The organism is Streptomyces sp. NPDC101227, from assembly GCF_044767545.1.
In the GTDB taxonomy this organism is placed as follows: Bacteria; Actinomycetota; Actinomycetes; order Streptomycetales; family Streptomycetaceae; genus Streptomyces.
Genome location: NZ_JBIWOD010000006.1, coordinates 480,454 through 506,744 on the forward strand (window position 1 = coordinate 480,454; position 26,291 = coordinate 506,744).

The window sequence follows — 26,291 nt, forward strand, 5'->3', positions numbered from 1 at the left end:
GTCAGGCGCGGGCGGCGTGCACCCCGTCAGCCGAGCAGGAGCGACGCGTCCCACCGCGCCTCCGGCGTCCGGCCGGTGGCGTAGGTGTGCAGCGCGAGCGCGACCCCCGCCGCGCCCCCGAGGAAACCCGCCCGTGGGGCGCAAGAGCGCGGCCCGTCGAGCGGCCGTGGCGGTGGCCCTCCCGGCAGCCAGGGCGCCGGTAGCGGAAACCGCACCGCAGCGCCGGATCGTGGGCGTCCAGGACGGACGCCGCCAGGCCGGGCAGCAGCTCGCGCAGCCGCCGCCATCAGCCCCGTCCTAGGACGGAAGGCCGAGCGCAAGATCCATACAACGGCGGTCCCGCCATCCGCGGCCCAACCGCGAGGGTGAACGGGCACCCACTCGACTCACCTCACGGAGGCTGACGTTGGACACGCGCGAACCGGCCACACCCACAGGACCCGCCGACACGGACGCGGCGGCACACGAGGCAGGGCAACTGATCGAGGCGTCCCTGGGCCACCTCTACTCCGCGGCGGTGCGCACCGCCGCCGCCCTCGGCCTGGCCGACCACCTGGCGTCGGGCCCCCGCACCGCCGCCGAACTCGCCCGCCTGACCGGCACCGACGCCGTATACCTGGGGCGCGCCCTGCGCTACCTCGCCACCCGCAAGGTCTTCCGCGAGGACGCCCAGGGCGCCTTCCACCTCACCCCCGCCGCACAGTTCCTGCGTACCGACGTGCCCGGCTCGCTGCACGCCGCGGTCCTGATGCTCACGGACGAGCTGTTCGTCCGCTCCTCATCGGGGTTCGAGGAGACGTTACGGACCGGCGAACCGGCCTTCCCCAAGGTCTTCGGCGCCCCGTTCGTCGAGTACATCACGGCCGAAACCGCCGCCCGGGAACTCTTCGACACCGGCATGGCCGCCTTCTCCGAGCCGATGAACGCCCTGATCGCCGACGCCTACTCCTTCCCGCGGAACGCCACGGTCGTCGATGTCGGCGGCGGCCGCGGCGGACTGCTGCGCCAGGTGCTCCTGCGTCACCCCGACCTCTGCGGGGTGCTCTTCGACCAGGAACCCGCACTGCACGAACACCTCCTGTCGGACGCGGAGTTGACCGGACGGTGGCGCACCGAACCGGGCGACTTCTTCGCATCCGTACCGGAGGGCGGAGACGTCTACGTCGTGAAGCACGTACTGCACGACTGGGACGACGACAGGGCCGTGCGCATCCTGGAGTCCTGCCGCCGCGCCATGGCCCACGACGGCAAGGTCCTGGTCGTCGACTCCGTCCCGTCCCCGGGCAACGAACCCCCTCTGGGCAAGGCGGTGGACGTGGCCATGATGACGATCGTGACGGGCAGGGAGCGCGGACCCGAGGACCTGGACGCCCTCTTCACCCGGGCCGGCCTGCGCCGCACCCGGATCCTGCCCACCCCGACCTTCGCGTCCATCGTCGAGGCGGTCGCCGCCTAGCGGAAGGGACGAGTGAGGCGAGCCCTTGCCGCGGCTCCCAACGGAAGGGCTCGGAAGGTGTCTTGACCTCAAAGGCGACGCAGAACCTGCGCCTCCGCCCGCTCGACGACCGTACGGCCGTACGCGTGCACGAGGGAGAGGTGGAAGAGGGACGGCGCCAAGGGCGCCCAGCGGTGGATGCGGTTGGTCCGCAGCATGTAGGTGACCACCGTCGCCGGCCGGAAGGGAACGTAGTCGATGGTCTGGTGCTCCCACCGGTCGGCGACACCCCGGCTGATGCGCGCTTGGAGATCCGCGCTCGAGAGGTCCTTGAGCTGGGCATGGAAGTGACCGCTCCAGTGGCGCTTGTCCATGTCCAGGACGAAGGCCAGTAGATCGAGAGAGTATTCCTGGGGCTCCAGGGACAACTCCTCCCGCATCCCGCGACGGGCCACCGCGTGCAGGTCCGGCGCGCTCCGCCCCGAAGAATCGATGTGCCGCGAAAGACCCTCGTTGACGGAGGAGTTCCAGACGCCCGGCGCCATGCGTACCCGATTGCTGCGTTGGCTCACGACGAGCATGTCGTCGGCGGTGACCACGGCGACGTTGACCGCGAAACTGCACTGGAGGAAGGACGGAGCCGCCAGTGGGTCGTCGGGATTCAGATAGCGGGTCCGGGGCGTGGTGCCGTCGGAGAGCCTACGGTCCAGTTGCTGAGCGGCGCGGAACGTGTAGTAGTCCGTAGGGCGCAGCCGCAGGTGAATTTCGGGCGTCTCGTCGAGAGGGGTGCGGGAGATGTCGAAGGACTCGACGGCGTAGCGCGGACCGTTCCACAGCGGCGTGCGTCCCTCCGCCCGCAACCGCTCGCCCTCTTCGGCGATTTCGTCCCGCCAGTCGACCATGTCCGGTGGCAGCGCCACCTCTTCGTCGAGCACCTGGATGTTGATGGTCTCCGGGGGCACCGGAGACGATCCGTCGCCTTCGACGATCAACGCGGAAGTCCGCAGGGGCCCGAGCGAGAACGTCTGCCAGACGGGCCCCGACTCCTCCTGCCGCCGCATGGTACGAATCGCGGTCGTGGAGCGCTTGCGCAGCCGATACCAGCCGTCCTGCAGCGGCTGCTGGAACAGCACGGCGCACACCATGCCGAGCACGGCGCCCACCACTCCGTTGGCCACATCGATTCCGTCCATGCCAGAGACGGTAAGGATCTTGCCGCTGCCAGGAGGCCGTCGTGCCTCATCCGTTACCCGGCGGCCGCGGCCGACCGGTTACCGAACTGCTGCCCTCACCTACAGCCGACGTGAGCAGGCCGGCGCGCTACTTGTCCGCCTCCGGGGCCGGCGCGACTCCGACGGGGCAGCTCACGCCCGTGCCCCCGATCCCGCAGTACCCCGCGGGGTTCTTGTCGAGGTACTGCTGGTGATAGCCCTCGGCAGGAAAGAACGGCCGGTCCTCGGCGGGGAGGATTTCGGTGGTGATGTCGCCATAGCCGGCATTCCGGAGGACGGTGCGGTAGGCGTCGCGGGAGGCCTCGGCGGCGGACTGCTGGGCGGGGGAGTGGGTGTAGAGGGCGGAGCGGTACTGGGTGCCCACGTCGTTGCCCTGGCGGAAGCCCTGGGTGGGGTCGTGGGACTCCCAGAAGATCTTCAGGAGGGCCGTGTACGGGATGACCTCGGGGGCGTAGACGACGCGGACGGCCTCGGTGTGGCCGGTGTGGCCGCTGCAGACCTCTTCGTACGTGGGGTTGGGGGTGTGGCCGCCCTGGTAGCCGACGAGGGTCGTCCAGACGCCTTCGGCCTGCCAGAACTTGCGCTCGGCGCCCCAGAAACAGCCCAGACCGAAGTCCGCGGTCTCCAGGCCCTCCGGGTACGGGCCCAGCAGCGGGTTGCCGAGGACGCTGTGCCGGTCGGGTACGCCGAACTCCCGCTCGGGGCGGCCCTTCAGCGCTTCCTCGGCGGTGGGGAGATGGGTCTTGAAGCGGGAGAACAGCATCAGGATCAGGCTCCAGAGGGCGAGAAGGGGAGAGCGGAAGGGGAGCGAGCTGGGGGGAGGGAGGGGGACGGACGGGACGCGGTCAAAGGGAGAACGTTCGGGGGCGGGTCCGCATTCCGTACGGGCGTCAGTGGCCCTTCCGCGGGAAGCCCGCCGATGTGCCGCCCAGCTGTTCCCAGCCGGCGATGGCCAGGGCGCGGTAGGCGGCGTACTCGGCGGCCGGACTGCGGCCGTAGGACCAAGGGACGGCGCCCACGTGACCGTCGACCAGGCGGAGCTGCTCCATGGCCTCGGCGTAGCGTTCGGCGCGTACCAGGAACCACACCAGCAGATGGCGGACGTGCGGGGCCATCGGGTGATCGGCCGGGGCCTGGTCCAGGGCGAAGTGGGCGCCCTCGATGGCCCGCTCGATCACCACGCTCTGATAGAGGCTGCGGACCATATTGGCTTCGGGGAGGTGCTCGTACACCGCGAAGAGCGGAAGGGCCGGGAGGAGACTCTTCGCCGGCGCCCCGGCCGCCGCGCGCTCGGCGAACCCCTCGGCCTCCTCGCGGGAGCCGTGCCACTTCTCCGACCAGTACGGAAGCGCGGCGAGATGCGCGCCCATGTGATGCGGGGCGCGCTGGGCGACCTTGGACCAGAGCTCTTCGTAGTCGGCGCGGCGCTCGCCCAGACCGCGGGCGACGGCCAGCTCCGTGATGTACGGGATGGGGCTGCCCGGCGCCAGCAGCGCCGCCTCCCGGCAGACCGTACGGGCCTCCTCCAGGATCATGCGGAAGTCCTGGGAACCGGGGTCGCGCAGCGCCTGGAGGACCAGGAACTGGGCATGCGTCTGGGCCCCTCCGGGGTCCTTGGGGGACTCCAGCCGCCAGGTGCGCAGCCAGATGCCCCCGGTCCGCGGCCCGTCGCCGTGCCCGGCGGCGTCGGCCCCCTCGGCACCCTCCTGCGCCAGCTCGAACGCCGCCGAGCCCGCCAGCGTCTGGATCCGCTGCCACCGCAGCTCCCAGTTGTCTCCGGTGGACTTCAGCAACGCGGCGGCCGGGCGCCAGTCGCGGGTACGCCGTATCTCGGCGAGCGCGTCATCCAGCTCCTGATCGGGGCCGGGCAGCCGTATGTCGAGCTCGTCCAGCGGCACGAAGCCGTAGCCCGCCATCGGGTCGGAGGCCACGACCAGACCCTGCCGGGCCTGCTGTACGGCCCGCCGGCGCCGCATCCAGGGCAGGAAGACGAAACCGCCGAGTGCGGTCGCGGCGAGGAGCACGAGCAGAGCGTCCATGTGGTGTGTCCCGGTCGGTGGGTGGGAGGGAGGGGGCTGGATCGGAGGTCTGAGGTCTGAGGTCTGAGGTCTGGATCGGGGCCGGAGTCGGGTCGGGGTCGGGGTCGGGGTCTGGATCGTAGTGAGTAGGAGCTGTCGTGGTGAGCCGGAGCCGTCGTATGTATTCACTCTCCAGCGAAGCAGAAAGTTCCGGAAATCTCCCTTGCGCGGCCGACTACCCTCGACAGGCATGAGCGATCAGCGCGACCAGCGCCACCAGCACTTCGAAACCCTTGCCATCCACGCAGGTCAGGAGCCCGACCAGGCCACCGGCGCGGTGGTACCGCCCATCTACCAGGTCTCTACTTACAAGCAGGACGGTGTGGGCGGACTGCGCGGCGGCTACGAGTACAGCCGCAGTGCCAATCCGACCCGTACCGCCCTCGAAGAGAATCTCGCCGCCCTGGACGGCGGCCGGCGCGGCCTCGCCTTCGCCTCCGGCCTCGCCGCCGAGGACTGCCTGCTGCGCACCCTGCTGACCCCCGGCGACCACGTCGTCATCCCCAACGACGCCTACGGCGGCACCTTCCGCCTGTTCGCGAAGGTCGTCGAGCGGTGGGGCGTGGAGTGGTCGGTGGCCGACACCTCCGACCCGCAGGCCGTACGCGACGCGCTGCGGCCCCGTACGAAGGCGATCTGGGTCGAGACGCCCAGCAACCCGCTCCTCGGCATCAGCGACATCGCGGCGCTGGCCGGCATCGCCCGGGAGGCGGGCGCCAAGCTCGTCGTCGACAACACCTTCGCCAGCCCCTACCTCCAGCAGCCGCTCGCCCTGGGCGCGGATGTGGTCGTCTACTCGACGACCAAGTACATGGGCGGGCACTCGGACGTCGTGGGCGGCGCACTGGTCGTCAACGACGATGCGCTGGGCGAGGAACTCGCCTACCACCAGAACGCGATGGGCGCGATCGCCGGGCCGTTCGACGCCTGGCTGGTGATGCGCGGCATCAAGACCCTGGCCGTACGCATGGACCGGCACAGCGCCAACGCGGCCCGCGTCGCCGAGCTGCTGGTCTCGCACAAGAAGGTCACCCGCGTGTACTACCCGGGCCTGCCCGAGCACGCCGGCCACGAGATCGCCGCCAAGCAGATGCGGTCCTTCGGCGGGATGGTGTCGTTCCAGGTGGCGGGCGGCGAGCAGGAGGCCGTGGAGGTCTGCAACCGCGCCAAGCTGTTCACCCTGGGGGAGTCGCTGGGCGGTGTGGAGTCCCTGATCGAGCACCCGGGACGGATGACGCACGCGTCGACGGCCGGGTCCGCGCTGGAGGTTCCGAGCGACCTCGTACGGCTGTCGGTGGGCATCGAGTCCGCCGACGACCTGCTGGCGGACCTCACGCAGGCCCTCGGCTGACGAGGCCCGTCAGGGGGCGGCCCGCGGGATCCGGCGGATGCGGACAGCGGACAGCGGATAGCGGATTCGGTTGACGGGTCCGTCGGGGCTCCGGTCAGCGGTCCGGTTTGCGGTGCGGACGGCGGCACCGGCGGCGGTCCGGTTGGCGGCCCCTGAAGCGCGTCACCACCCTTCCACCAGGAGGGGTGGTGACGTCACCGCGCGGGCGCCCCGGCGTGCATCAGGACGCGGGGCCGGCCGGCGTCAGCGACGCGGTGAGCGTGGCGAGGGAGGCGTTGAAGCGGGTGAGCAGCGCGCAGAACGCGTCCCGGTCGTCCGGCGACCAGTCCTCCGTCACCAGGGCCATCAGCGCACGGCGCGAGGCGCGCACCTCCTCCAGGCGGGCCCGGCCGCGCTCCGACAGCTGGAGCACCACGGCCCGGCCGTCCTCGGGGTGGGTGGCGCGGCTGACCAGCCCGGAGTCCACCAGGGGCGCCACCTGGCGGGTAACCGTCGACGAGTCGATGCCCATCCCGGCGGCCAGGGCCTTGACGCCCATCGGCCCCTCCTGGTCGAGGCGGTTCAGCAGCAGGTAGGCGGCGCGGTCCATGGAGTTGCGCGCCTGCCCCACGCCACCCAGACGGCTCTGTTCGGCGCGGCGGGCGAAGACGGCCACTTGGTGCTGCAGCGCGTCGAGGAGAGCGGTGTCGGGGTGGGTCGTCATGTCCGAAGAGGTGGGCATGGCCGGGAGCTCGCTTCATGGAGGTGCGTATGGATGGGAGGACAGCGTACGCGGATGCTGCGGGGACGGTACCGACCCCGTCGTTCCGATAACACCCCGTGAGGTGGCCGAGACCGTTCCGCGCCGTACGGGGGATCTCGCCATCCGGTCGAAAAGGCCCAGGACAGCCCGAACTGCGAGACTGACGGCATGGCCGATCACACGCCTCGCACGCCACACGAGCCCCAGGAAGCGGCGCTCTCCGCCGACGCCGCGATCACCGGGGGCCCGCTCGCCGAGGAGCCGATTGCCGAGGGCCGGATCGCCGAGGAATCGGTTGCCGAGGACCCCATCTCCAGGGACCCGATCTCCGAGGACCCCGTCTCCGAGATCACGGTCGATGACGTCCGCGAGGCGCACAAGCTGCTCTCCGGCGTCTCCCGCGCCACTCCTCTGGAGGGCAGCCGCTATCTGTCGGGGCTGGTCGGCTCCCCGATACACCTCAAGTGCGAGAACCTCCAGCGCACCGGATCCTTCAAGATCCGCGGCGCCTACGTACGCATCGCCCGGCTCTCCCCGCAGGAGCGGGCGGCCGGTGTGGTGGCGGCCAGCGCCGGCAACCACGCACAGGGCGTGGCACTGGCGGCGTCCCTGCTGGGCGTGCGCTCGACGGTGTTCATGCCGGCCGGGGCGCCGCTGCCGAAGGTCGCCGCGACCCGCGAATACGGCGCCGAGGTCCGGCTGCACGGCCAGGTGGTCGACGAGACGCTGGCCGCCGCCGAGGAGTACGCGAAGGAGACCGGCGCGGTCTTCATCCACCCCTTCGACCACCGGGACATCATCGCCGGTCAGGGCACACTCGGCCTGGAAATCCTCGAGCAGTGCCCCGAGGTGCGCACCATCGTCGTCGGGATCGGCGGCGGCGGGCTGGCCGCCGGGGTCGCGGTGGCGGTCAAGGCGCTGCGGCCGGATGTGAAGGTCATCGGCGTACAGGCGGCGGGCGCGGCCTGCTACCCGCCGTCGCTGGAGGCCGGGCAGCCGGTGGCCATCGAGTCGCTGGCCACGATGGCGGACGGGATCAAGGTCGGACGGCCCGGCGATGTGCCGTTCCGGATCGTCCATGAGCTGGTGGACGAGGTCCGTACGGTCTCCGAGGACGAACTCTCCAGCGCGCTGCTGCTGTGCCTGGAGCGGGCGAAGCAGGTGGTGGAGCCGGCCGGGGCGAGCCCGGTGGCGGCGCTGTTGTCCCACCCGGAGACGTTCGAGGGGCCGGTCGTCGCGGTGCTGTCCGGCGGAAACGTCGACCCGCTGCTGATGCAGCGCGTGCTGCGGCACGGCATGGCCGCCGCCGGGCGCTACCTCTCGCTGCGGCTGCGGCTGACGGACCGGCCGGGCGCGCTGGCGACACTGCTGGGCGTGCTGACGGTGGTCGACGCCAACGTCCTGGACGTGGGCCACGTACGGCTCGACCCCCGGCTCGGACTGACGGAGGTCGAGGTGGAGATCCAGCTGGAGACCAAGGGGCCGGAGCACTGCGCCGAGGTGGGCGAGGCGCTGCGCGAGGCGGGGTACTTCGTCATCGCGTAGCGGGGGGCCGGTCCCCGCCGTTGAGGCGCGGCCGAGGACGGTCCCCGCAGGTGAGATGCGGCGTCACGGGAGGACCGCGGCGCCGCGCGCGTACGCCGAAAGTACGAGAATCCGAAAACCTGTATCGCGATGTATCGCGTTCGGAGTACAGTCCTGGCGACGGTTCGCCGGTAGGACGGTATGCCGGTGGTCCGTGGCGACTCGCTACGGACAAATGCCCGCGGAGCTGGTGCGCATATGGGTAACTGCCCGCAGGGCGTACAAAGTCCGGCAACCGTAATATTCGACCTGGAACTAACCCAAGCCATGGGAGTACCCACATGCCAGGCGCCATTTACGCCGAAGGTCTGGTGAAAACATTCGGTGACGTACGGGCTCTGGACGGCGTCGATCTCGACGTACCCGAAGGAACCGTCCTGGGAATGCTGGGCCCGAACGGTGCCGGCAAAACCACCGCCGTACGGGTCCTGACGACCCTGCTCCAGCCCGACCGCGGCAAGGCCGAGGTCGCCGGGATCGACGTCCTCGCACACCCGGACCGGGTGCGCCGCGCCATCGGACTGTCGGGCCAATTCGCCGCCGTGGACGAGTACTTGACCGGCCGCGAGAACCTCATGATGGTCGGACAGCTCTACCAGATGAGTGCCCGGGACGCGAAGCGCCGGGCCGGCGAGCTGCTGGAGCGCTTCAACCTCTCCGACGCCGCAGACCGCACCGCCAAGACCTACTCCGGCGGGATGCGCCGCCGCCTCGACCTCGCCGCCGCGCTGGTCGTCAGCCCACCCGTGATGTTCATGGACGAGCCGACCACCGGCCTGGACCCGCGCAACCGCCAGCAGCTGTGGGACGTCATCCAGGAACTCGTCGCGGGCGGCACGACCCTGCTGCTCACCACGCAGTACCTGGAAGAGGCCGACCGCCTCGCCAACGACATCTGCGTCGTCGACCACGGCAAGGTCATCGCCCGCGGCACCTCCGACCAGCTCAAGGCGCGCACCGGCGGCGAACGCGTCGAGGTCGTGGTGCACGCGCCCGAGCACATCACCGTCGCCGAGGGCATCCTGCGCGGCTTCGGCAAGGGCGAGGTCACCGTCGAACCGCACACCCGCAAGATCACGGTCACGGTGACCGGCGGCGCCAAGCTGCTCGCCGAGATCATCCGCGAGCTGGACACCCGCGGCGTGGAGATCGATGACATCGGGCTGCGCCGCCCGACCCTCGACGATGTCTTCATCTCGCTGACCGGGCATGTCGCCGAGGCGGCGGACGGGGGCGCGGACAACGGCGAGGACGGCGCCGCGGGGCGCCAAAAGACCGGCGCCGGCGGCCGCCGGAAGAAGGGCGAGCGGACGGGCGAGCCCGCCGCCGTGCGGGATACGGCCCGCGAGACGGCCGACAAGGAGGGCGTGAAGTGACGACGGCGACCGAAACGGCCCCGGCCCGCACCCCCCGGCCGCGCGGCGGCATCAGCCGGTCCGTACGCGACTCCCTGGTCGTGGCCAAGCGCAATCTCATCCGGATGATGCGCATCCCCGAGGTGGTGATCTTCGGGCTGATCCAGCCGATCATGTTCGTGGTGCTGTTCACGTACGTCTTCGGCGGCTCCATCAACATCCCCGGCGCCCCGGTCGGCAACGCCCAGGCGTACCGCGAATTCCTGATGGCCGGCATCTTCGCGCAGACCGTCACCTTCGCCACCGCCGGTGCGGGCGCGGGCATCGCCGACGACATGCACAAGGGCCTGATCGACCGGTTCCGGTCGCTGCCGATGTCCCGTGGCGCGGTGCTCACCGGCCGCACCCTGGCCGACCTCGTGCAGACCGCGCTGACGCTCGTGGTGCTGGCCGTCGTCGCGCTGCTGATCGGCTGGCGCACGCACGAGAACATCCTCGCGGTGCTGGCCGGCTTCGGATTGCTGCTCCTGCTCGGCTACGCCTTCTCCTGGATCGGCGCGCTGATCGGCCTCTCGGTCCGCACCCCCGAGGCGGCCACCTCCGGCGGGCTGATCTGGCTCTTCCCGCTGACCTTCATCTCCAACGCGTTCGTGCCGGTCAACGGCATGCCGCCGTTCCTCCAGCACATCGCGGAGTGGAACCCGTTCAGCGCCACCGTGGCCGCGGCCCGGGACCTGTTCGGCAACACCATCCCGCACGTCCCCACGTCGGTGACCGGCGCCTGGCCCATGGAACACCCGGTGGCGGCCTCGGTGATCTGGTCGCTGCTGATCATCGCGGTCTTCCGGACCCTGGCGGTCCGCAAGTACCGCTCGGCGACGGCCTGAGGTCCACCTGCACCTCTTGAGGTCCCCTTCCGGCACCTCCTGAGGTCTACCTGCACCTGAGGTCTACCTGCAGGGGTTCCGTGCCCGCCCACGGGCTTCGCCTTGCCCGCTGCCTCCTTCCTCTTTACGGCAACGATTACGGAGCGTGATTCGTTCCCACGTTCCGTGAGGCAAGGTGCACACACAGTGAAAAGGTGCACGCACAGTGAAGCGGCCCGGAGCGCTCCTCAGGCTCCGGGCCGCTTTATGCCCTGTTCGGTGGCGCGGGCCTCAGCCGGAGTACGGCTTGGCCTCGAGGATCTTCACGGTCGCCTTCTTACCGTTCGGGAGCTCGTACTCCGCGGTGTCGCCGATCTTCTTGCCGTTCACGCCCGCGCCCAGCGGCGACTGCGGGGAGTAGGTCTCGATGTCCGAGCTCGCGTACTCCCGCGAGGCCAGCAGGAACTCGAGCGTGTCGTCCGGGTCTCCGTCGAACGCGATGGTGACGACCGTGCCGGGAGCGACGACGCCGGTGGCGGCGGGGGCCTCGCCGACCTTCGCCGTCTGCAGCAGCTGGGTCAGCTGGCGGACACGAAGCTCCTGCTTGCCCTGCTCTTCCTTGGCGGCGTGATACCCGGCGTTCTCCTTGAGGTCGCCCTCCTCGCGGGCCGCCGCGATCTTTTCGGTGATCTCGGCGCGGGCGGGACCAGACAGGTGCTCCAGCTCGGCCTTGAGCTGGTCATACGCCTCCTGGGTAAGCCAGGTGACGTTCTCGCTGGTCTGGGTCACAGGTGCTCCTCGTCGGTACTGGGGATAAATCAAACGCCCTACCAGGAAGGTTTGCGCCTTCTCAGGTGGGCGAAACCACGAGCCTAACAATTCCGGCACAAAACGGGGAGGGGGAATTCCACAGGGAACGCACAGCGACGCATCGTCGCTGCTCAGAGGCGGTCACACCGCGCGGCGCCCGGCCCCGTGCGCCGGGCATGCCGAATCCGTGAGGCGGAGATGCGACATGCCCCTGTCAGTTGCCCGGAGCCGCCTGGCAGCCGACCAGTACGGCATTGGTCGCCCGCTTGGTGGTGCGCAGCGTGACCTCGGTGTTCACCTGGTCCGTGCGCTGGTCGATGGTGACGTCCTTGCGGCCCACCTCGGAGCCGTCCGCGGCCTGCGAGCGCAGCGTGCAGACGCCCTTGTCGTCCTTGTCCTTGATCACCTCAAGGTGCACCTTGACGGCGCTGTCGGACACCGCGTCCCAGGTGATGATCCGGCCGCTGAGATCCTGTCCGGCGATGTACGAGGCGCCGGCCCAGCCGACCATCGCGAGCAGCGCGACGCCCAGTACCGCTCCGATGATCTTGAGCTTGCGGTCCGCACGCTGGTCCGCGGAGCGGCCGTAGCGTCCGTCCGGGAGCCCGTCGCGCACCGCCGTCATGATCATTCCTCCTGGTACGGGGACCTGTGCGGGCCCTGAGGCGGTGGAGCCCCGGCGGGTCTCCGGCCCAGGGATGGATCCAGGGAATACAGCGCCCCCTCGCTTCGGTCACTATAGGAGGCATCTTCTTGAGCCTTGCACCCAGCCTTTCACCCAGCCTTTCACTGAGGATCGAGTCTTGACTGAGCAGCTGCGATTGATGGCGGTCCACGCCCACCCCGACGACGAGTCGAGCAAGGGTGCGGCCACCATGGCCAAGTACGTGTCCGAGGGGGTGGACGTGCTGGTCGCCACCTGCACAGGAGGCGAGCGAGGTTCCATCCTCAACCCCAAGCTCCAGGGTGACGCGTACATCGAGGAGCACATCCACGAGGTACGGAAGAAGGAGATGGACGAGGCCCGGGAGATCCTGGGCGTCAAGCAGGAGTGGCTGGGCTTCGTCGACTCCGGGCTGCCCGAGGGCGACCCGCTGCCGCCGCTGCCCGATGGCTGCTTCGCGCTGCAGGACGTCGAGGTGGCGGCCGGCCGGCTGGTCAAGCTGATCCGGGAGTTCAAGCCGCAGGTCATCACGACCTACGACGAGAACGGCGGCTACCCGCACCCGGACCACATCATGACCCACAAGATCACGATGGTGGCCTTCGAGGCGGCCGGCGACCCGGAGAAGTACCCGGAGGCCGGGGAGCCCTGGCAGCCCCAGAAGCTCTACTACAACCAGGGCTTCAACAAGCCGCGCACCATCGCACTGCATGAGGCGCTCCTGGAGCGCGGCATGGACTCGCCGTACGGCGAGTGGCTGGAGCGCTGGAAGCAGTTCGAGCAGCGCGAGCGCACCCTGACCACCTACATCCCGTGCGCCGACTTCTTCGAGATCCGCGACAAGGCGCTGATCGCGCACGCCACCCAGATCGACCCCGACGGCGGTTGGTTCCGGGTCCCGATGGACATCCAGCGCGAGGTCTGGCCGACGGAGGAGTACGAGCTCGCGAAGTCGCTCGTGGACACTTCCCTCCCCGAGGACGACCTCTTCGCGGGCATCCGCAACAATTGACCCCATGATGAGCGCGACCAGCAACCTCGCCCTGACGCACTTCGTCACCCTTGCCGACAGCTTCGACAAGGACAAGGTGACCCCCGGCGTCCTCGGCTTCATCGTCTTCGCGGTCATCGGCGGCGCCGTGTGGCTGCTGATGAAGTCCATGAACAAGCACATGAGGAAGGTGGACTTCGAGGAGGCACCGGAGGAAGGCGAGACGACCGCCGCCTCCGCGACGGTGCCGAAGCCGAAGACCAGCTGAGGGACCTTACGGGCAGACCCCGGGACCGGGTGCGGTCGATGGCCGGCCGATGGGTTACGGCCGGCTGACCGGCCCGGCGGCTCGCTGATCCAAGCGGTCAGCGAGCCGCATCCGGGCCCGCCCGGCGTCAGTCCGCGGCGGCCGGCGTGACGGCTATGCCCATGACCTCACGCGCATGGCGGCTCGGCAGCATGCCGAGCCGCCACGCCTGCCACCCCGTTTCCGGCTCCACCCCGCGCTCCAGCAGCAGTGCGAACGCCTCCGCGCACTCCGTCAGCTTCCCGTCGCGGGCCGCGTGCCCCTCCCGTACGAGCTGCGCCAGCTCCTCCTGCGCCACGGCCGTGCCCACCACGGAGCCGCCCGGCGAGGCGAACGGCAGCAGCGTGCAGCGCAGAAAGCGGGCCCAGTCCTCGCCGCGCCGGTCGCCGTAGCCGCCGAAGATCCGCGCCGCCTCACCGGCCAGTTCCAGGGCCTGCGCCGCCCGCCCGTTGCCGGCATCGATGATCACCAGCTCCAGGCACGACCAGGCCTCGCCGTGCGGCACCGCGATGCGCTGGAAGTCCTTACGGGCGTCCTGCAACAGCTGCCGGGCGAAGCCGCTGTTGCGCAGCGAACCCGTCTGCTCGGCCCGCAGATCCCGGGTGACCCGCCCCGAATGATGCCGGGCACACGCCAGCCCATAGCCGTCCTGCATCCGGCTGAACATCGTCCGCGACCGCTCCAGCTGCCGCAGCGCCGCGTCCTGCTCGCCCTGCTCCTCCAGCGCCTGGCCCAGGTAGTACATCGTCCAGGCCTCGCCGCGGGCGTCCTCGTGCCGCTGGTGCAGTGCCAGCGCCTGCCGCAGCTGGTCGGCGGCCGGATCCGGATCGCCGTCCACCAGCCTGGCCCGCGCAAGCTGGGTCATCGCCCAGGCCGTGCCACGCTCGTCCTGCGTCCGCCCGTAGAGCTCCATCGCGGCGCCCAGCGCTTCCTCCGCCCGCGGCACCTCGCCCATCCGCAGATACACCTGGCCGAGCTGGAAGTGCGCCCACGCCTGGCCGTGCACGCTCTCGCTCTCCTCGTGCAGCTCCAGCGCCTCGCGCAGCAGGGCGAGCGCCTCGGCGATCCCCGCCCGGTCCCGCTCCACCGCTGCCAGCGCATGCAGCGTCCAGGCCCGGTCGCCGTGCATATCGGCGCCGGACTGCATCTCGAGCGCCTCCCGCAGCTTGGCCGCGGCCTCGGTCAGATTGCCCTGCTGCTGGAGCGTGATGCCCAGATCGCGCAGCGCACGGGCGGCACCCACCGGATGCTGCGCCTCGAAATACAGGTCCACCACCGACGACAGGGTCGTGCGCGCCTTGTCCAGCTCGCCCAGCTGCCGGGCCGCGACGCCCGTACGCCACTGCACCGAACGCATCAGCAGGCCCTGGCCGACCGCCCGGGTCAGTTCGTTCAGCTCCCCGAGGCGGTAGAGGTCGCCGCGCAGCAGGCAGTAGTCGGCCAGCGCGCCCAGCAGATGCGAGACCGTTGCCTGGTCGACGTCCTGGTCGGCGTGCGCCAGCGCGGACGTGATGAAACTCGACTCGTCGTCCAGCCACTGCAGGGCCGCGTCCAGGGAGGTGAAGCCGTGCGACCCGAAACGGTCGGCGCGCGTCGACGTACGGCCGTCGACCAGGCGGATGACCGAGTCGGCCAGCTCCGCATAGCCGCGGATCAGCCGCTCCTGGGCCGCGACCCGCTCCTCCGGCGCCTCCTCCGCGGTCAGCCGGCCGTACGCGAAGCGGTGCACCAGGGTGTGCAGGCGGTACCGCTTGCCGCGCACATGCTCTATCAGCCCGGCTTCCGCCAGCGTCGTCAACTGCCGCTCCGCCGCGGGGTTTTCCACCCCCAGCAGCGCCGCCGCGGCCGCCGCGCCCAGGGACGCCCGGCCCACCAGCGCCAGCCGGCGCAGCAGCCGCCGGGCCGTCTCCGGCTGGTCGGCGTAGCGCAGCGACAGGGCCCGCTCCACCGGCGTCGCCGCGTCGTACGACGCCAGATCCGCGGCCAGCGCGGCCGGGGTGCGCGCGCCCACCGAGGAGCCCGCCACCCGCAGCGCCAGGGGCAGGCCCGCGCACTGCTCCACGATCCGCTCGATCGCCCGCGCGTCGTAGGGGCCCGCCTCGTCCGCCGTCCCGTCCGCCGCGGCCCGCAGCAGCTCCTCGGTGCCCGCGGCGTCCAGCGGCCCCACCGGCAGCTGATGCACCCAGGCCTGGAGGTCATCGGGCAGCTCCAGCGGCTCGCGGGAGGTGACCAGCACCAGGCTGTCGGAGCGGTCCGGCACCAGCGTGCGCACCTGCTCGGGATCGGAGGCGTCGTCCAGCAGCACCGTCACCGGAAGGCCCGCCACATGCTGGTGGTAGAGCTCGGTCAGCCGCTTGACGTGCTGCTCCTGCGACGTCCGCTCGCGGAACAGCAGCTGCTCGCGGGGCGCCCCGAGCCGGTTGAGCAGATGCAGCAGGGCGTTGCGGGTCGGCAGCGGCAGTTCGCCGGGGGTGTCGCCGCGCAGATCGACCACGCACGCGCCACGGAACTGATCGCGCAGCTGATGGGTCGCCCGCACCGCCAGCGCCGTCCGCCCCGAACCCGGCTCGCCGTGCAGCACCACCACCGTCGGCTTGGTCTCCGTACTCGCGCGCGCCGCGTGCACCCACTGCGCGATCTGTGCCAGCTCCGCCCGCCGGCCGGCGAACGGCCCGTCGGAACTGGGGAGTTGGGAGAAGGAGTGCTCCAGTACGGACCGCTGCCGGGCAGCTGCGCTACGGTCCCCGCCGCGCAGCTGCGGGCCCCGGGAGGCCTTGCCGGCGGCCGTCTTGGACAGCGCGCCGCTGCCGCGGGCCGCCGTCAGCATCCGCTGCTGGTCCAGGTACGGCCGGATGCCCCGCACCTCCAGCGCCGTCAGCCACTGGAGCCGCAACTGCTCCGGGCCGCCGGGCCGGCCCCGCTTCCCCGCCTGCTCGTGCGCCGCCGGCAGATGGCCCGCGGCCAGCTTCACCACCGTGGCCGTGGCGCCCGCCACCACCACGGCGGCGCCGACCCCCAGGGCCGCGCCCGCGCCCGTGCCGTACGCCAGATCCGTACCGAACGCCGCCACCGCCGCCACGGCCGTCGCCACCGCCGGAGTGCCCAGCTCCTTGCGCGACAGCCGCGAGGCCAGCGGCCGCTGTCCGGCCCCCGCCTCGTCCAGCGCCCGCACATATGCGGAGTACTCCTCGGCCGCGGCACCGGCGATCTCGTCCAGCGCCGCGCGCGCTCTGCCGAGCAGCGCGCTCCCGTCGAGCCGCCCGCCCGAACGCCGTGCCTCCTCCTCCACGGCCCGCGCCAACAGCTCCCCCGCCTCCGCACGGTGCTCCTCACGCAGCACAGCCAGTGAGCCAGGCATGCGAATCCCCCTCCAGCAGTTGCAGTAGTTCCGGTCGTTCCCGTTGATGCAGTGGTTCCGGTCGTTCCAGTGGTTCCCGTAGTGCGAGTGGTCCCGGTCGTGTCAGTGGTTCCAGTGGTGTCGGACGTTCAGCCGTCCCGGACGGTTCGGCTCCGGCGGTGATCGTCTCCGCACGCACAGTGTTCCGCGTCCGCGCACATTCCGGCAGGGCTGTGGATAACCGGCCTGTGGACAACTCCGGAACAACAACTCCCTCCGCTCCCGACGCACCCCGTCGCAGTGGGAGAGGATGGCCCCATGCCGAACCGCCTGGCTCATGAGACTTCCCCGTATCTGCTCCAGCACGCCGACAACCCGGTCGACTGGTGGCCGTGGTCCACCGAAGCGTTCGAGGAAGCGAGACGGCGCGGCGTCCCGGTGCTGCTCAGCGTCGGGTACAGCTCCTGCCACTGGTGTCATGTGATGGCCCACGAGAGCTTCGAGGACCCCGCCACCGCCGCCCTGCTCAACGACCACTTCGTCGCCGTCAAGGTCGACCGCGAGGAGCGCCCGGACGTAGACGCGGTCTACATGGAGGCGGTACAGGCCGCGACCGGCCAGGGCGGCTGGCCCATGACGGTCTTCCTCACCCCCGACGCACAGCCCTTCTACTTCGGCACGTACTTCCCACCCGCTCCCCGGCACGGCATGCCGTCCTTCGGGCAGGTCCTGGAGGGCGTGCGCGGCGCCTGGGCCGACCGCCGTGACGAGGTCGACGAGGCCGCCGGCCGGATCGTCGCCGACCTGGCAGGCCGCTCGCTCACCGACTCGCTGCCCGCGGAGCGCCGTCCGCCGCGCCCCGAGGAACTGCACGCCGCCCTGATGGGCCTGACCCGCGAATTCGACGCGGTGCACGGCGGATTCGGCGGCGCGCCCAAATTCCCGCCGCCCATGGCGCTGGAATTCCTCCTTCGCCACCACGCCCGTACGGGCTCCGCCGCCGCCCTGGAGATGGTCCAGGCGACCTGCGCGGCGATGGCCCGCGGCGGCATCTACGACCAGTTGGGCGGCGGGTTCTCCCGGTACGCGGTCGACGCCACCTGGACCGTGCCGCACTTCGAGAAGATGCTCTACGACAACGCCCTCCTGTGCCGCACCTACGCACACCTGTGGCGCGCCACCGGCTCCGGTCCGGCCCGACGGGTCGCCCTGGAGACCGCTGACTTCATGGTGCGCGAACTCCGCACCGAGCAGGGTGGATTCGCCTCCGCGCTGGACGCGGACAGCGACGACGGCACGGGGTCCGGCAAGCACGTCGAGGGCGCCTACTACGTCTGGACGCCGGATCAGCTGCGCTCCGTACTGGGCGAGAAGGACGCGGAGTTCGCCGCCGCCCACTTCGGCGTCACGCCGGAGGGCACCTTCGAGGAGGGCTCCTCCGTCCTCCAGCTGCCGGACGCGGCCGAACGGGAGGGCGGCGCGCAGGGTTTCGAGGGCGGCGCTCCGGCTGACGCCGAGCGGGTGGCCTCCGTCAAGGAGCGGCTGCTCGCGGCGCGCGCGCAGCGGCCGCGTCCCGGGCGGGACGACAAGGTGGTCGCCTCGTGGAACGGCCTGGCCATCGCCGCCCTCGCCGAGACCGGCGCCTACTTCGACCGTCCCGACCTGATCCAGGCCGCCACCGACGCCGCCGACCTCCTGGTCCGCGTCCACATGGACTGGCAGGCCCGGCTGCACCGTACCTCCAAGGACGGCACCCCGGGCGCCAACTCGGGTGTCCTGGAGGATTACGCCAATGTCGCCGAGGGGTTCCTGACGCTGGCCTCCGTCACCGGGGAGGGCGTCTGGGTGGAGTTCGCCGGCTTCTTCCTGGACACCGTCCTCGTCCAGTTCACCACCCCGGACGGCGCCCTCTACGACACCGCCGCCGACGCCGAGGCGCTGATCCGCCGCCCCCAGGACCCGACCGACAACGCCACCCCTTCCGGCTGGACCGCCGCCGCCGGGGCCCTTCTCTCGTACGCGGCCCTGACCGGCAGCGCCCTCCACCGGGACGCCGCCGAACGCGCCCTGGGCATCGTCACCGCCCTCGGCGGCCGCGCCCCGCGCTTCATCGGCTGGGGCCTCGCGGTCGCCGAGGCCGCGCTGGCCGGCCCCCGCGAGGTCGCGGTCGTGGGCTCCCCGGATGATCCCGCCACCGCCGCCCTCCACCGTGCCGCCCTGCTCGGTACGGCCCCCGGCACGGTGGTCGCGCTGGGTGCGCCGGGTTCGGACGACGCCGGGGAGGTCCCGCTGCTGATGGACCGCCCCCTGGTCGACGGCCGCCCGGCGGCGTATGTCTGCCACCACTTCACCTGCGAGCGGCCGACGACCGACCCGGACGAGCTGGGGGCGCGGCTGCGGGCATGAGGTCCCGCCTGCCCGCGCTCCGGGCGGCGGAATCGCCGGGGCCCGCCCGAAGTCCTAGGACCAGCGACGGGTTGAACCTGACGCGTACGTCAAGTTCTAGCCTCGGGACATGACGAACCACGCGACGCATCGCATGACGAATGGGACGGCGGAGGGCATGGCCAAGGGCACGGCGAGCGGCACCTGTCGTGAAGTTCGCCTGGCCCGTCGGCCCCAAGGGCCGGTCACCGACGACCTCTTCGAGATCGTGGAGGTGCCGGTTCCCGAGCCGGGGTCCGGCCAGGTGCTCGTGCGCAACACCCACATGGGTGTCGCCGCGGTGATGCGCACCCTGATGGACGAGACCAGCGCGGTGCCGATGCCCTCGTACGAGATCGGGGCGCCGCTGCACGGAGCCGCGGTCGGTGAGGTGGTGGCCGCCCCGGGGACCGACCTCAACCCCGGTGACCTGGTGGAACACCGGCTCGGCTGGCGTGAGTACAGCCTCCTCGACGCGGGCGGGGCGCAGCGCCTCGACCCGGACCTCATGCCCGACCCGGCCGCCTACCTCTCCCAGGGCCCCACCGCCCTGATGGGCATCGCCCGCGGCGCCGAAGTGCGCCCGGGGGACACGGTGTTCGTCACCGGGGCGGCGGGCGGTGTGGGCTCCCTGGCGGGCCAGATCGCCCGGCAGTACGGCGCCGCGCGGGTCATCGGCAGCACGGGCTCGCGGGAGAAGGCCGACCGGCTGATCAAGGAGTTGGGCTATGACGCGGTGGTGATCCGCGGCGCGGGGCCCATCGAGGAGCAGCTGCGCGAGGCCGCGCCGGAGGGTATCGACGCGCTCTTCGACAACGTGGGCGGCGAGCAGTTGCAGGCCGCGCTCGCGCTCGCCAACAGGGGCGCCCGGCTCGCGATCGTGGGCGCACTGGCCAGTCAGCTCTCCGGGGAAGGCGCGGCCCCGACGCCGGTCGACACCCTCTCGCTGCTCGCCCGCAGCATCACCATGCGCGGCGTCGCCCTCCACGACCACCGGGACCTGATCCCGGAGTGGAACCGGCGGTTCGCCGAGGGCCTGCGCGAGGGCACCCTCACCTTCCCGCACGCGCGTCTGCACGGCATCGAGCAGGCGCCGCGGGCGCTGCGCGAGCTCACCGAGGGGCGTCATCTGGGCGCCGTGGTCGTGGAGTTGTGAGTCCGGCGCGTTGAGCGGGACGGCGGTGGACGCGGGCCGGGGGACTGTCAGTGGCCGGTTGTAGCCTTCGAGCGTGGAGACCTTGCTGAGGTACCGATCCCTTGTTCGGGAGGCCGCGGCGCTGCGGTCCGGAGCGGTCGATCCCGTCGCCGCCGCGGCGCGTGTCTGCGACCGTATCGACGCCATCGATGAGCGGGTACGGGCCTTTGTGCCCGAACCGGAGCGGCGCGGGCGGCTTCTGGAGGCGGCGCGGCGGCTGGCGGCCGCCGGTGCGCGGGAGCCCGCCGACCGGCCACCGTTGTACGGCATACCCGTCGGCGTCAAGGACATCGTGCATGTCGACGGGCTGCCCACGCGGGCGGGGTCGGCGCTGCCGCCCGAGGTGCTGGGCGGCGCGCAGGCCGCCGTCGTGGACCGGCTGCTGGCCGCCGGGGCCCTGATCGCGGGCAAGACCGTCACCGCCGAGTTCGCCGTCACGGCCCCCGGTCCGACCCGCAACCCCCACAACCCGGCGCATACACCGGGCGGTTCGAGCAGTGGCTCGGCGGCCGCGGTGGCCGCCGGGATGGTGCCGCTCGCCATCGGGACGCAGACGGTCGGTTCGATGATCCGCCCCGCCGCGTACTGCGGAGTGGTGGGCTTCAAGCCGAGTTATGGCCGGATCCCGACCGACGGGGTGATCCCCAACGCCGTCGGCTTCGACACCCTCGGGTGCTATGCGGCCGATGTGGCGGGGGTGGCACTCGCGGCGCCGGTGCTGTGCGACGGGTGGCGGCCCGAGGCGGCGGGCGCGGGGCTGCCCGTTCTCGGCATACCGGCCGGGCCCTATCTGGAGAGGGCCGACGGCGAGGCTCTGCGCGCCTTCGAGAAGCAGACCGAGTGGTTGCGGGCGGCCGGGTATGCGGTCCGCGAAGTGCCGGTGATGGGCGACTTCGACCGGGTCGTCGAGCAGCTCTTCACGATGAACCGCTACGAGGTTGCCCGCGCCCACGCCGAGTGGTTCGCGCGGTTCGGGGACCGCTATCGGCAGGAGACGGCGGCGGCCATCCGGCAGGGCCACTCGATCGGGGACGACGCCTACGAGGAGGCCCGGATCCGGCGGGCCGCGTTCCGCGAACGGCTCGCCGCGGAGGCGGAGGCGGCCGGCATCGACCTGTGGATATCGCCGTCGGCCACCGGCCCCGCGCCCGGGGACCTCACCGTCACCGGGAAGTCGATCATGTGCCTGCCGTGGAGCAACGCCGGTCTGCCGTCCCTCAGCCTGCCGGCCGGCCGCGCCGCCAACGGGCTGCCGCTCGGGCTCCAGCTCGTCGGCCCGGCCGGCGCGGACGAGGAGCTGCTGCGGGCCGCCGCAGGGATCGAGAGCGCGATGGAGAGCGCGATCGGGGGCACGGGGGCCGCGACCGGGGTGCGGCGGCCCGGTGCGGAGGAAGGAGGCGCCCATGCGCATCGGTGATGCCGCGGCCGCCGCCGGACTGACACCGCGGACGTTGCGGTACTACGAGCAGCAGGGGCTGGTGACGGCCCGTAGGACGCCATCGGGCCACCGGGAGTACGACGCGGAGGACATCCGCCGGCTCCGGGCGGTCCGCGAGCTGCGCGAGGCGGGGCTGACGGTCGGTGATGTGCGGGCCTTCGCGCATCTGCTGGCCACCATGCCGGACGGTGGCGTACCGGAGCTGATACCCAAGGACCCCAGGGCGGGGCGGTGTGCGGTCGCGGAGGTGGTGGCCCGGCGTCGGCTCGCCGACCTGGATGCCCGTATCGCGCGGCTGTCGCAGCTGCGCGGGCGGCTCGCGGCGCGGCTGGGGGAGCCGGGGGCGGGCGGGCGAGGGGCCGAGCGGGGCGCCGGGGCGCGGGCCGGCGCGGGTGGGGGCGCCTCCCCTGCCCGTTAGGCACGGGGGAGGGCCGATCTTCCGGCTCGATGCCGTCCCGTCTCCCAGGGGTCCGGCCCTCAGAGGGTGAGGCCGCGCCCCAGGACGTCCATCGTCCGGTGGACGAGCGCCTCCAGATCGGCGTCCGGGCCGGCCTCCCCCCAGCGCAGCAGCGCCTCCTGAAGGGCCGCCAGGACCGCCGCGCTGATGACGCGTACCTCCAGGTCGTCGGCCGTGCGTCCGGAACGCTCCGCGAGCAGGGCGCTGATCATCTCGGCGTCCCGGGCGGTGTTCTCCGCCGTGCGGCCCCTGATGGCGGGCACCTCGCGGACCAGCCGCATGCGCTGGACGAGTTCCGTACGGTCATCCGCGGTGATCTCGGCCAGTGCCTCGACGGTCACATGGCGCATCGACTCGACCATCGGCTCGTCCGCCGGACGGGCCCGCAGCCCCGCCTCGAGCAGGGTGTCGTACTCGTCCGTCAGCACGATGTCTTCCTTGGTGGGGAAGTAGCGGAAGACCGTGCTGGGCGAGACGTCCGCGGCCTCGGCGATCTGGTCGATGGGGGTCGCGTCGTAGCCCCGCTCCTCGAAGAGCCGGTAGGCGGCACGGCGGATCGCCTGCCGGGTCTGCATCTTCTTCCGCTCCCGCAGTCCGGGCCGGGGAGCTCCGGGGGCGGCGGAGGCGGAGGCGGAGCGACGCGCGGTGACCATGGCCCTCATTGTCGGGCATCGGGTGTCCCGGTGACCACGGCCGCGTCCGCACCGGGGCGGTGCCCGGGGCGGCGCGCCGTCCCGGACGCGGCGAGCTGGTGGAAGCCGATCCGGTCGGCGACCAGGTGGGGGGCGACGACCGAGTCCCCGGCGGCGTCGGCGGCCCGGGCCGGGAAGCCGCCGGTGACGACCGGGCGCGGCCAGATGCGCGCGGCGAGGGCGCCGCTGCACCTGGCCGCGATCATCAGCCCGCCACCATCGGCAGCATCCGCAGGCCGGTGCCGAAGGCGTCATGCACCGGTACGGCCTGGAGGTACGGCGGCAGGATGAACATCAGGCCCGAGAGCGCCAGCGTGCCGAGCGCCGCGGCGCCGAGCGCGCCGCGCGCCCACCAGTCGGCGACGTCCGGCGGCGTGTCGTGGCGGGTCCCGGCATGACAGATGGCCGCGACCCGGAGGTCGCGGCCATCTGCCGGCGTCGCCCCACGGGCGATCGCGGTGGGTCAGGCGTGCGTATAGGCCACCAGTGAGATCCCGACGTAGTGCACGATGAACGCCGCCAGCGTGAGCGAGTGGAAGACCTCGTGGAAGCCGAACCACCGCGGTGAGGGGTTGGGGCGCTTGATCCCGTAGATCACGCCGCCCGCGCTGTAGAGGAGGCCGCCGACGATGACGAGCACCAGCACCGCGATCCCGCCCGTACGCAGGAAGTCGGGGAGGAAGAAGACGGCGGCCCAGCCCATGGCGATGTAGCAGGGGGTGTAGAGCCAGCGCGGGGCGCCGACCCAGAAGACGCGGAAGGCGATTCCGGCCAGGGCGGCCGCCCAGACGGCCCAGAGCAGCACCTGGCCGCGGGTACCCGGGACGAGCAGCATCGTCAGGGGCGTATAGGTGCCCGCGATGATCAGGAAGATGTTGGCGTGATCGAGCCGGCGCAGGATGCCGTCGGTCCTCGGGCTCCAGTTGCCGCGGTGGTACAGCGCGCTGATGCCGAAGAGCAGGCAGGCCGAGAGCGTGTAGATGGCGCAGGCCAGACGGCCGCGGGGACTGTCGGCGAGTGCGGTGAGTATGACGCCGGACAGCAGCACGGCGGGAAACATTCCGGCGTGCAGCCAGCCCCTGAGACGTGGCTTGAGTGGTGCGGCCGCGGCGGCGACCGCGGAGACGGTGCCTGCCCCGGGGGAGGTGGAGCTCTCGGCTGCGTCGTGCGCGGAAGTCATGGCCGACATGCTACCTACGCGACCGTAGGTTACCCCTCTGTCGAGAAGTGGTGACGGTCACGAAGGCGCCCTCTGGACAGATCTCTGTCGGGGTCGGATGATCAAATGAGTGCGGTCGGCACCGGATGAGCGGTCACGAAGCATCCGGGTCGCGGCCCCCAAGGGGCAGGTAAGCGAAAAACCAACAACACAACGGATTTCTCCGGCGTACCGGTCGGAAATTCGTCCACACCCTCATCTAGGAGCGATCGTGGCGCGCGACAACGCGGCTCCCTCCCCCGCCCCCACCCGTCACCAGGAACTGATCTCCTGGGTCGACGAGATCGCGGCGATCACCCAGCCCGACCGGGTCGTCTGGTGTGACGGCTCCGAGGCGGAGTACGAGCGTCTGTGTGAGGAGCTCGTCGACAAGGGCACCTTCAAGAAGCTCGACCCGATCAAGCGCCCCAACTCGTACTACGCCGCTTCCGACCCCAGGGACGTGGCCCGGGTCGAGGACCGCACCTTCATCTGCTCCGAGAAGGAGGAGGACGCCGGCCCGACCAACCACTGGAAGGCCCCCGCCGAGATGCGGGCCATCTTCACCGGGGAAGCGGGCGACGGCCCCTCCGGTGGGCAGGGCATCTTCCGTGGCGCGATGAAGGGCCGGACGATGTACGTCGTCCCGTTCTGCATGGGCCCGCTCGGCTCCCCCCTCTCCGCGATCGGCGTGGAGATCACCGACTCCGCCTACGTCGCGGTCTCGATGCGCACGATGACGCGCATGGGGCAGCCGGTCCTCGACGAGCTCGGCGAGGACGGCTTCTTCGTCAAGGCCGTCCACACCCTCGGCGCTCCCCTGGCCGAGGGCGAGGCCGACGTCCCGTGGCCGTGCAACTCCACCAAGTACATCTCGCACTTCCCCGAGGCCCGCGAGATCTGGTCGTACGGCTCCGGCTACGGCGGCAACGCCCTGCTCGGCAAGAAGTGCTACGCGCTGCGCATCGCCTCCGTCATGGCCCGTGACGAGGGCTGGCTCGCCGAGCACATGCTCGTCCTCAAGCTGACCCCGCCGCAGGGCGAGGCCAAGTACGTCGCCGCCGCCTTCCCGAGCGCCTGCGGCAAGACCAACCTGGCCATGCTCGAGCCGACCATCCCCGGCTGGACCGTGGAGACCATCGGCGACGACATCGCCTGGATGCGTTTCGGCGAGGACGGCCGGCTCTACGCGATCAACCCCGAGGCCGGTTTCTTCGGCGTCGCGCCCGGCACCGGCGAGCACACCAACGCCAACGCCATGAAGACCCTCTGGGGCAACTCCGTCTTCACCAATGTCGCCCTCACCGACGATGGCGACGTGTGGTGGGAGGGCATGACCGAGGACACCCCGGCGCACCTGACGGACTGGAAGGGCAACGACTGGACGCCCGAGTCCGGCACCCCGGCCGCCCACCCCAACGCCCGCTTCACCGTCCCGGCCGCCCAGTGCCCGACGATCGCGCCCGAGTGGGAGGACCCCAGGGGCGTGCCGATCTCGGCGATCCTCTTCGGCGGCCGCCGCGCCAGCGCCGTACCGCTGGTGACGGAGTCCCTCGACTGGAACCACGGTGTCTTCCTCGGCGCGAACGTGGCGTCCGAGAAGACCGCCGCGGCCGAGGGCAAGGTCGGCGAGCTGCGCCGCGACCCGTTCGCCATGCTGCCGTTCTGCGGCTACAACATGGGCGACTACATGGGGCACTGGGTCAAGGTCGGTTCCGACAAGGACCAGTCCAAGCTGCCGAAGATCTACTACGTCAACTGGTTCCGCAAGGACGACAAGGGCCGCTTCGTGTGGCCGGGCTTCGGCGAGAACAGCCGGGTGCTCAAGTGGATCGTCGAGCGGCTGGAGGGCAAGGCCGAGGGCGTCGAGACCCCCATCGGCGTGCTGCCCACCAAGAACGCCCTGGACACCGAGGGCCTCGAGCTCGCCGACGCCGACCTCGACTTCCTGCTCACCGTCGACAAGGACGTATGGCGCGAGGAGGCGGCGCTGATCCCCGAGCACCTCAACACCTTCGGTGACCACGCGCCGAAGGAGCTGTGGGACGAGTACCGGGCGCTGGTGCAGCGGCTGGGCTAGTGCCGTCGGCGGCCGGACCGCCCGATGCCCGGCCGGGGCCCCGCACTTGGTTTCA

At 71.5% G+C, this 26,291-nt stretch carries 23 protein-coding genes; 13 read left to right on the forward strand and 10 right to left on the reverse strand.

Annotation, left to right across the window (positions count from 1 at the left end):
- Nucleotides 1-133 precede the first annotated feature (133 nt).
- Together ACIRPT_RS17255 and ACIRPT_RS17260 are read left to right on the forward strand one after the other, a co-directional pair.
- On the forward strand, nucleotides 134-301 hold the full coding sequence (locus tag ACIRPT_RS17255; protein WP_403827783.1) for a hypothetical protein: 168 nt from the start codon (nucleotides 134-136) through the stop codon (nucleotides 299-301).
- Nucleotides 302-406: 105 nt separating this feature from the next.
- Nucleotides 407-1,456: a methyltransferase gene (locus tag ACIRPT_RS17260; protein WP_403827785.1), complete on the forward strand. Its 1,050-nt coding sequence runs from the start codon at nucleotides 407-409 to the stop codon at nucleotides 1,454-1,456.
- A 68-nt stretch (nucleotides 1,457-1,524) separates the two neighbouring features.
- Here the strand turns inward: ACIRPT_RS17260 and ACIRPT_RS17265 are convergent, their stop codons facing one another.
- The 3 genes from ACIRPT_RS17265 to ACIRPT_RS17275 form a co-directional block, all read right to left on the reverse strand.
- Nucleotides 1,525-2,628: a hypothetical protein gene (locus ACIRPT_RS17265; protein WP_403827787.1), complete on the reverse strand. Its 1,104-nt coding sequence runs from the start codon at nucleotides 2,626-2,628 to the stop codon at nucleotides 1,525-1,527.
- Nucleotides 2,629-2,755: 127 nt separating this feature from the next.
- Nucleotides 2,756-3,430: a peptide-methionine (S)-S-oxide reductase MsrA gene (gene msrA, locus ACIRPT_RS17270; protein WP_403827789.1), complete on the reverse strand. Its 675-nt coding sequence runs from the start codon at nucleotides 3,428-3,430 to the stop codon at nucleotides 2,756-2,758.
- 127 nt (nucleotides 3,431-3,557) lie between these two features.
- Complete coding sequence (locus ACIRPT_RS17275; RefSeq protein WP_403827791.1) at nucleotides 3,558-4,706, reverse strand: hypothetical protein; 1,149 nt, start codon at nucleotides 4,704-4,706, stop codon at nucleotides 3,558-3,560.
- A gap of 229 nt (nucleotides 4,707-4,935) precedes the next feature.
- Here ACIRPT_RS17275 and ACIRPT_RS17280 point away from each other — a divergent pair, with 229 nt between their 5' ends.
- Nucleotides 4,936-6,096 (forward strand): cystathionine gamma-synthase, encoded by a 1,161-nt coding sequence (locus ACIRPT_RS17280; protein ID WP_403515376.1) that lies wholly within the window; start codon nucleotides 4,936-4,938, stop codon nucleotides 6,094-6,096.
- Between the two features lie 220 nt (nucleotides 6,097-6,316).
- Here ACIRPT_RS17280 and ACIRPT_RS17285 read toward each other — a convergent pair whose 3' ends face one another.
- Complete coding sequence (locus tag ACIRPT_RS17285; protein ID WP_403515374.1) at nucleotides 6,317-6,817, reverse strand: MarR family winged helix-turn-helix transcriptional regulator; 501 nt, start codon at nucleotides 6,815-6,817, stop codon at nucleotides 6,317-6,319.
- Nucleotides 6,818-7,006: 189 nt separating this feature from the next.
- Between ACIRPT_RS17285 and ilvA the strand changes: the two genes are divergently transcribed.
- The 3 genes from ilvA (at nucleotide 7,007) to ACIRPT_RS17300 (ending at nucleotide 10,664) form a co-directional block, all read left to right on the forward strand.
- Nucleotides 7,007-8,383 carry a threonine ammonia-lyase gene (ilvA, locus tag ACIRPT_RS17290; RefSeq protein WP_403827793.1) on the forward strand — a complete coding sequence of 459 codons (1,377 nt, stop codon included), beginning with the start codon at nucleotides 7,007-7,009 and terminating at the stop codon, nucleotides 8,381-8,383.
- A gap of 320 nt (nucleotides 8,384-8,703) precedes the next feature.
- The gene (locus tag ACIRPT_RS17295) at nucleotides 8,704-9,798 is read left to right on the forward strand and encodes an ATP-binding cassette domain-containing protein (RefSeq protein ID WP_403827795.1); all 1,095 of its coding nucleotides are present in this window, start codon (nucleotides 8,704-8,706) and stop codon (nucleotides 9,796-9,798) included.
- Nucleotides 9,795-10,664, forward strand: coding sequence for an ABC transporter permease (locus tag ACIRPT_RS17300; protein WP_403515367.1), 870 nt, complete (start codon nucleotides 9,795-9,797; stop codon nucleotides 10,662-10,664). Before ACIRPT_RS17295 ends, ACIRPT_RS17300 begins: the two co-directional genes overlap by 4 nt.
- A 270-nt stretch (nucleotides 10,665-10,934) precedes the next feature.
- Here the strand turns inward: ACIRPT_RS17300 and greA are convergent, their stop codons facing one another.
- Both greA and ACIRPT_RS17310 read right to left on the reverse strand, forming a co-directional pair.
- Entirely contained in the window at nucleotides 10,935-11,432 is a 498-nt protein-coding gene (gene greA / locus ACIRPT_RS17305; protein WP_403827797.1) for a transcription elongation factor GreA, read from the reverse strand.
- A gap of 235 nt (nucleotides 11,433-11,667) precedes the next feature.
- Nucleotides 11,668-12,078: a DUF4307 domain-containing protein gene (locus tag ACIRPT_RS17310; protein ID WP_403515363.1), complete on the reverse strand. Its 411-nt coding sequence runs from the start codon at nucleotides 12,076-12,078 to the stop codon at nucleotides 11,668-11,670.
- A 178-nt stretch (nucleotides 12,079-12,256) separates the two neighbouring features.
- Between ACIRPT_RS17310 and mca the strand changes: the two genes are divergently transcribed.
- Both mca and ACIRPT_RS17320 read left to right on the forward strand, forming a co-directional pair.
- Nucleotides 12,257-13,129: a mycothiol conjugate amidase Mca gene (gene mca / locus ACIRPT_RS17315; protein ID WP_403515361.1), complete on the forward strand. Its 873-nt coding sequence runs from the start codon at nucleotides 12,257-12,259 to the stop codon at nucleotides 13,127-13,129.
- A 4-nt stretch (nucleotides 13,130-13,133) separates the two neighbouring features.
- The gene (locus ACIRPT_RS17320; protein ID WP_403827800.1) at nucleotides 13,134-13,376 is read left to right on the forward strand and encodes a hypothetical protein; all 243 of its coding nucleotides are present in this window, start codon (nucleotides 13,134-13,136) and stop codon (nucleotides 13,374-13,376) included.
- Nucleotides 13,377-13,503: 127 nt separating this feature from the next.
- Here the strand turns inward: ACIRPT_RS17320 and ACIRPT_RS17325 are convergent, their stop codons facing one another.
- Complete coding sequence (locus ACIRPT_RS17325; protein ID WP_403827802.1) at nucleotides 13,504-16,773, reverse strand: tetratricopeptide repeat protein; 3,270 nt, start codon at nucleotides 16,771-16,773, stop codon at nucleotides 13,504-13,506.
- A 297-nt stretch (nucleotides 16,774-17,070) separates the two neighbouring features.
- On the opposite strand from ACIRPT_RS17325, the gene ACIRPT_RS17330 reads away from it, so the two are divergent.
- The 4 genes from ACIRPT_RS17330 to ACIRPT_RS17345 all read left to right on the forward strand — a co-directional run bounded on the left by ACIRPT_RS17330 (nucleotide 17,071) and on the right by ACIRPT_RS17345 (nucleotide 22,227).
- Nucleotides 17,071-19,158, forward strand: coding sequence for a thioredoxin domain-containing protein (locus ACIRPT_RS17330; protein WP_403827804.1), 2,088 nt, complete (start codon nucleotides 17,071-17,073; stop codon nucleotides 19,156-19,158).
- Nucleotides 19,159-19,291: 133 nt separating this feature from the next.
- Nucleotides 19,292-20,332 carry a zinc-binding dehydrogenase gene (locus ACIRPT_RS17335; protein ID WP_403827962.1) on the forward strand — a complete coding sequence of 347 codons (1,041 nt, stop codon included), beginning with the start codon at nucleotides 19,292-19,294 and terminating at the stop codon, nucleotides 20,330-20,332.
- Between the two features lie 73 nt (nucleotides 20,333-20,405).
- Nucleotides 20,406-21,788, forward strand: coding sequence for an amidase (locus ACIRPT_RS17340; RefSeq protein ID WP_403827806.1), 1,383 nt, complete (start codon nucleotides 20,406-20,408; stop codon nucleotides 21,786-21,788).
- Nucleotides 21,775-22,227, forward strand: coding sequence for a MerR family transcriptional regulator (locus tag ACIRPT_RS17345; protein WP_403827808.1), 453 nt, complete (start codon nucleotides 21,775-21,777; stop codon nucleotides 22,225-22,227). Before ACIRPT_RS17340 ends, ACIRPT_RS17345 begins: the two co-directional genes overlap by 14 nt.
- A 59-nt stretch (nucleotides 22,228-22,286) precedes the next feature.
- Here ACIRPT_RS17345 and ACIRPT_RS17350 read toward each other — a convergent pair whose 3' ends face one another.
- The 3 genes from ACIRPT_RS17350 to ACIRPT_RS17360 all read right to left on the reverse strand — a co-directional run bounded on the left by ACIRPT_RS17350 (nucleotide 22,287) and on the right by ACIRPT_RS17360 (nucleotide 24,138).
- Nucleotides 22,287-22,919 carry a TetR/AcrR family transcriptional regulator gene (locus ACIRPT_RS17350; protein WP_403827810.1) on the reverse strand — a complete coding sequence of 211 codons (633 nt, stop codon included), beginning with the start codon at nucleotides 22,917-22,919 and terminating at the stop codon, nucleotides 22,287-22,289.
- 5 nt (nucleotides 22,920-22,924) lie between these two features.
- Entirely contained in the window at nucleotides 22,925-23,164 is a 240-nt protein-coding gene (locus ACIRPT_RS17355) for a hypothetical protein (RefSeq protein WP_403827812.1), read from the reverse strand.
- A gap of 257 nt (nucleotides 23,165-23,421) precedes the next feature.
- Entirely contained in the window at nucleotides 23,422-24,138 is a 717-nt protein-coding gene (locus tag ACIRPT_RS17360; protein ID WP_403515334.1) for a hemolysin III family protein, read from the reverse strand.
- A 250-nt stretch (nucleotides 24,139-24,388) separates the two neighbouring features.
- Between ACIRPT_RS17360 and ACIRPT_RS17365 the strand changes: the two genes are divergently transcribed.
- Nucleotides 24,389-26,236 (forward strand): phosphoenolpyruvate carboxykinase (GTP), encoded by a 1,848-nt coding sequence (locus tag ACIRPT_RS17365; RefSeq protein ID WP_403827814.1) that lies wholly within the window; start codon nucleotides 24,389-24,391, stop codon nucleotides 26,234-26,236.
- Nucleotides 26,237-26,291 lie beyond the last annotated feature (55 nt).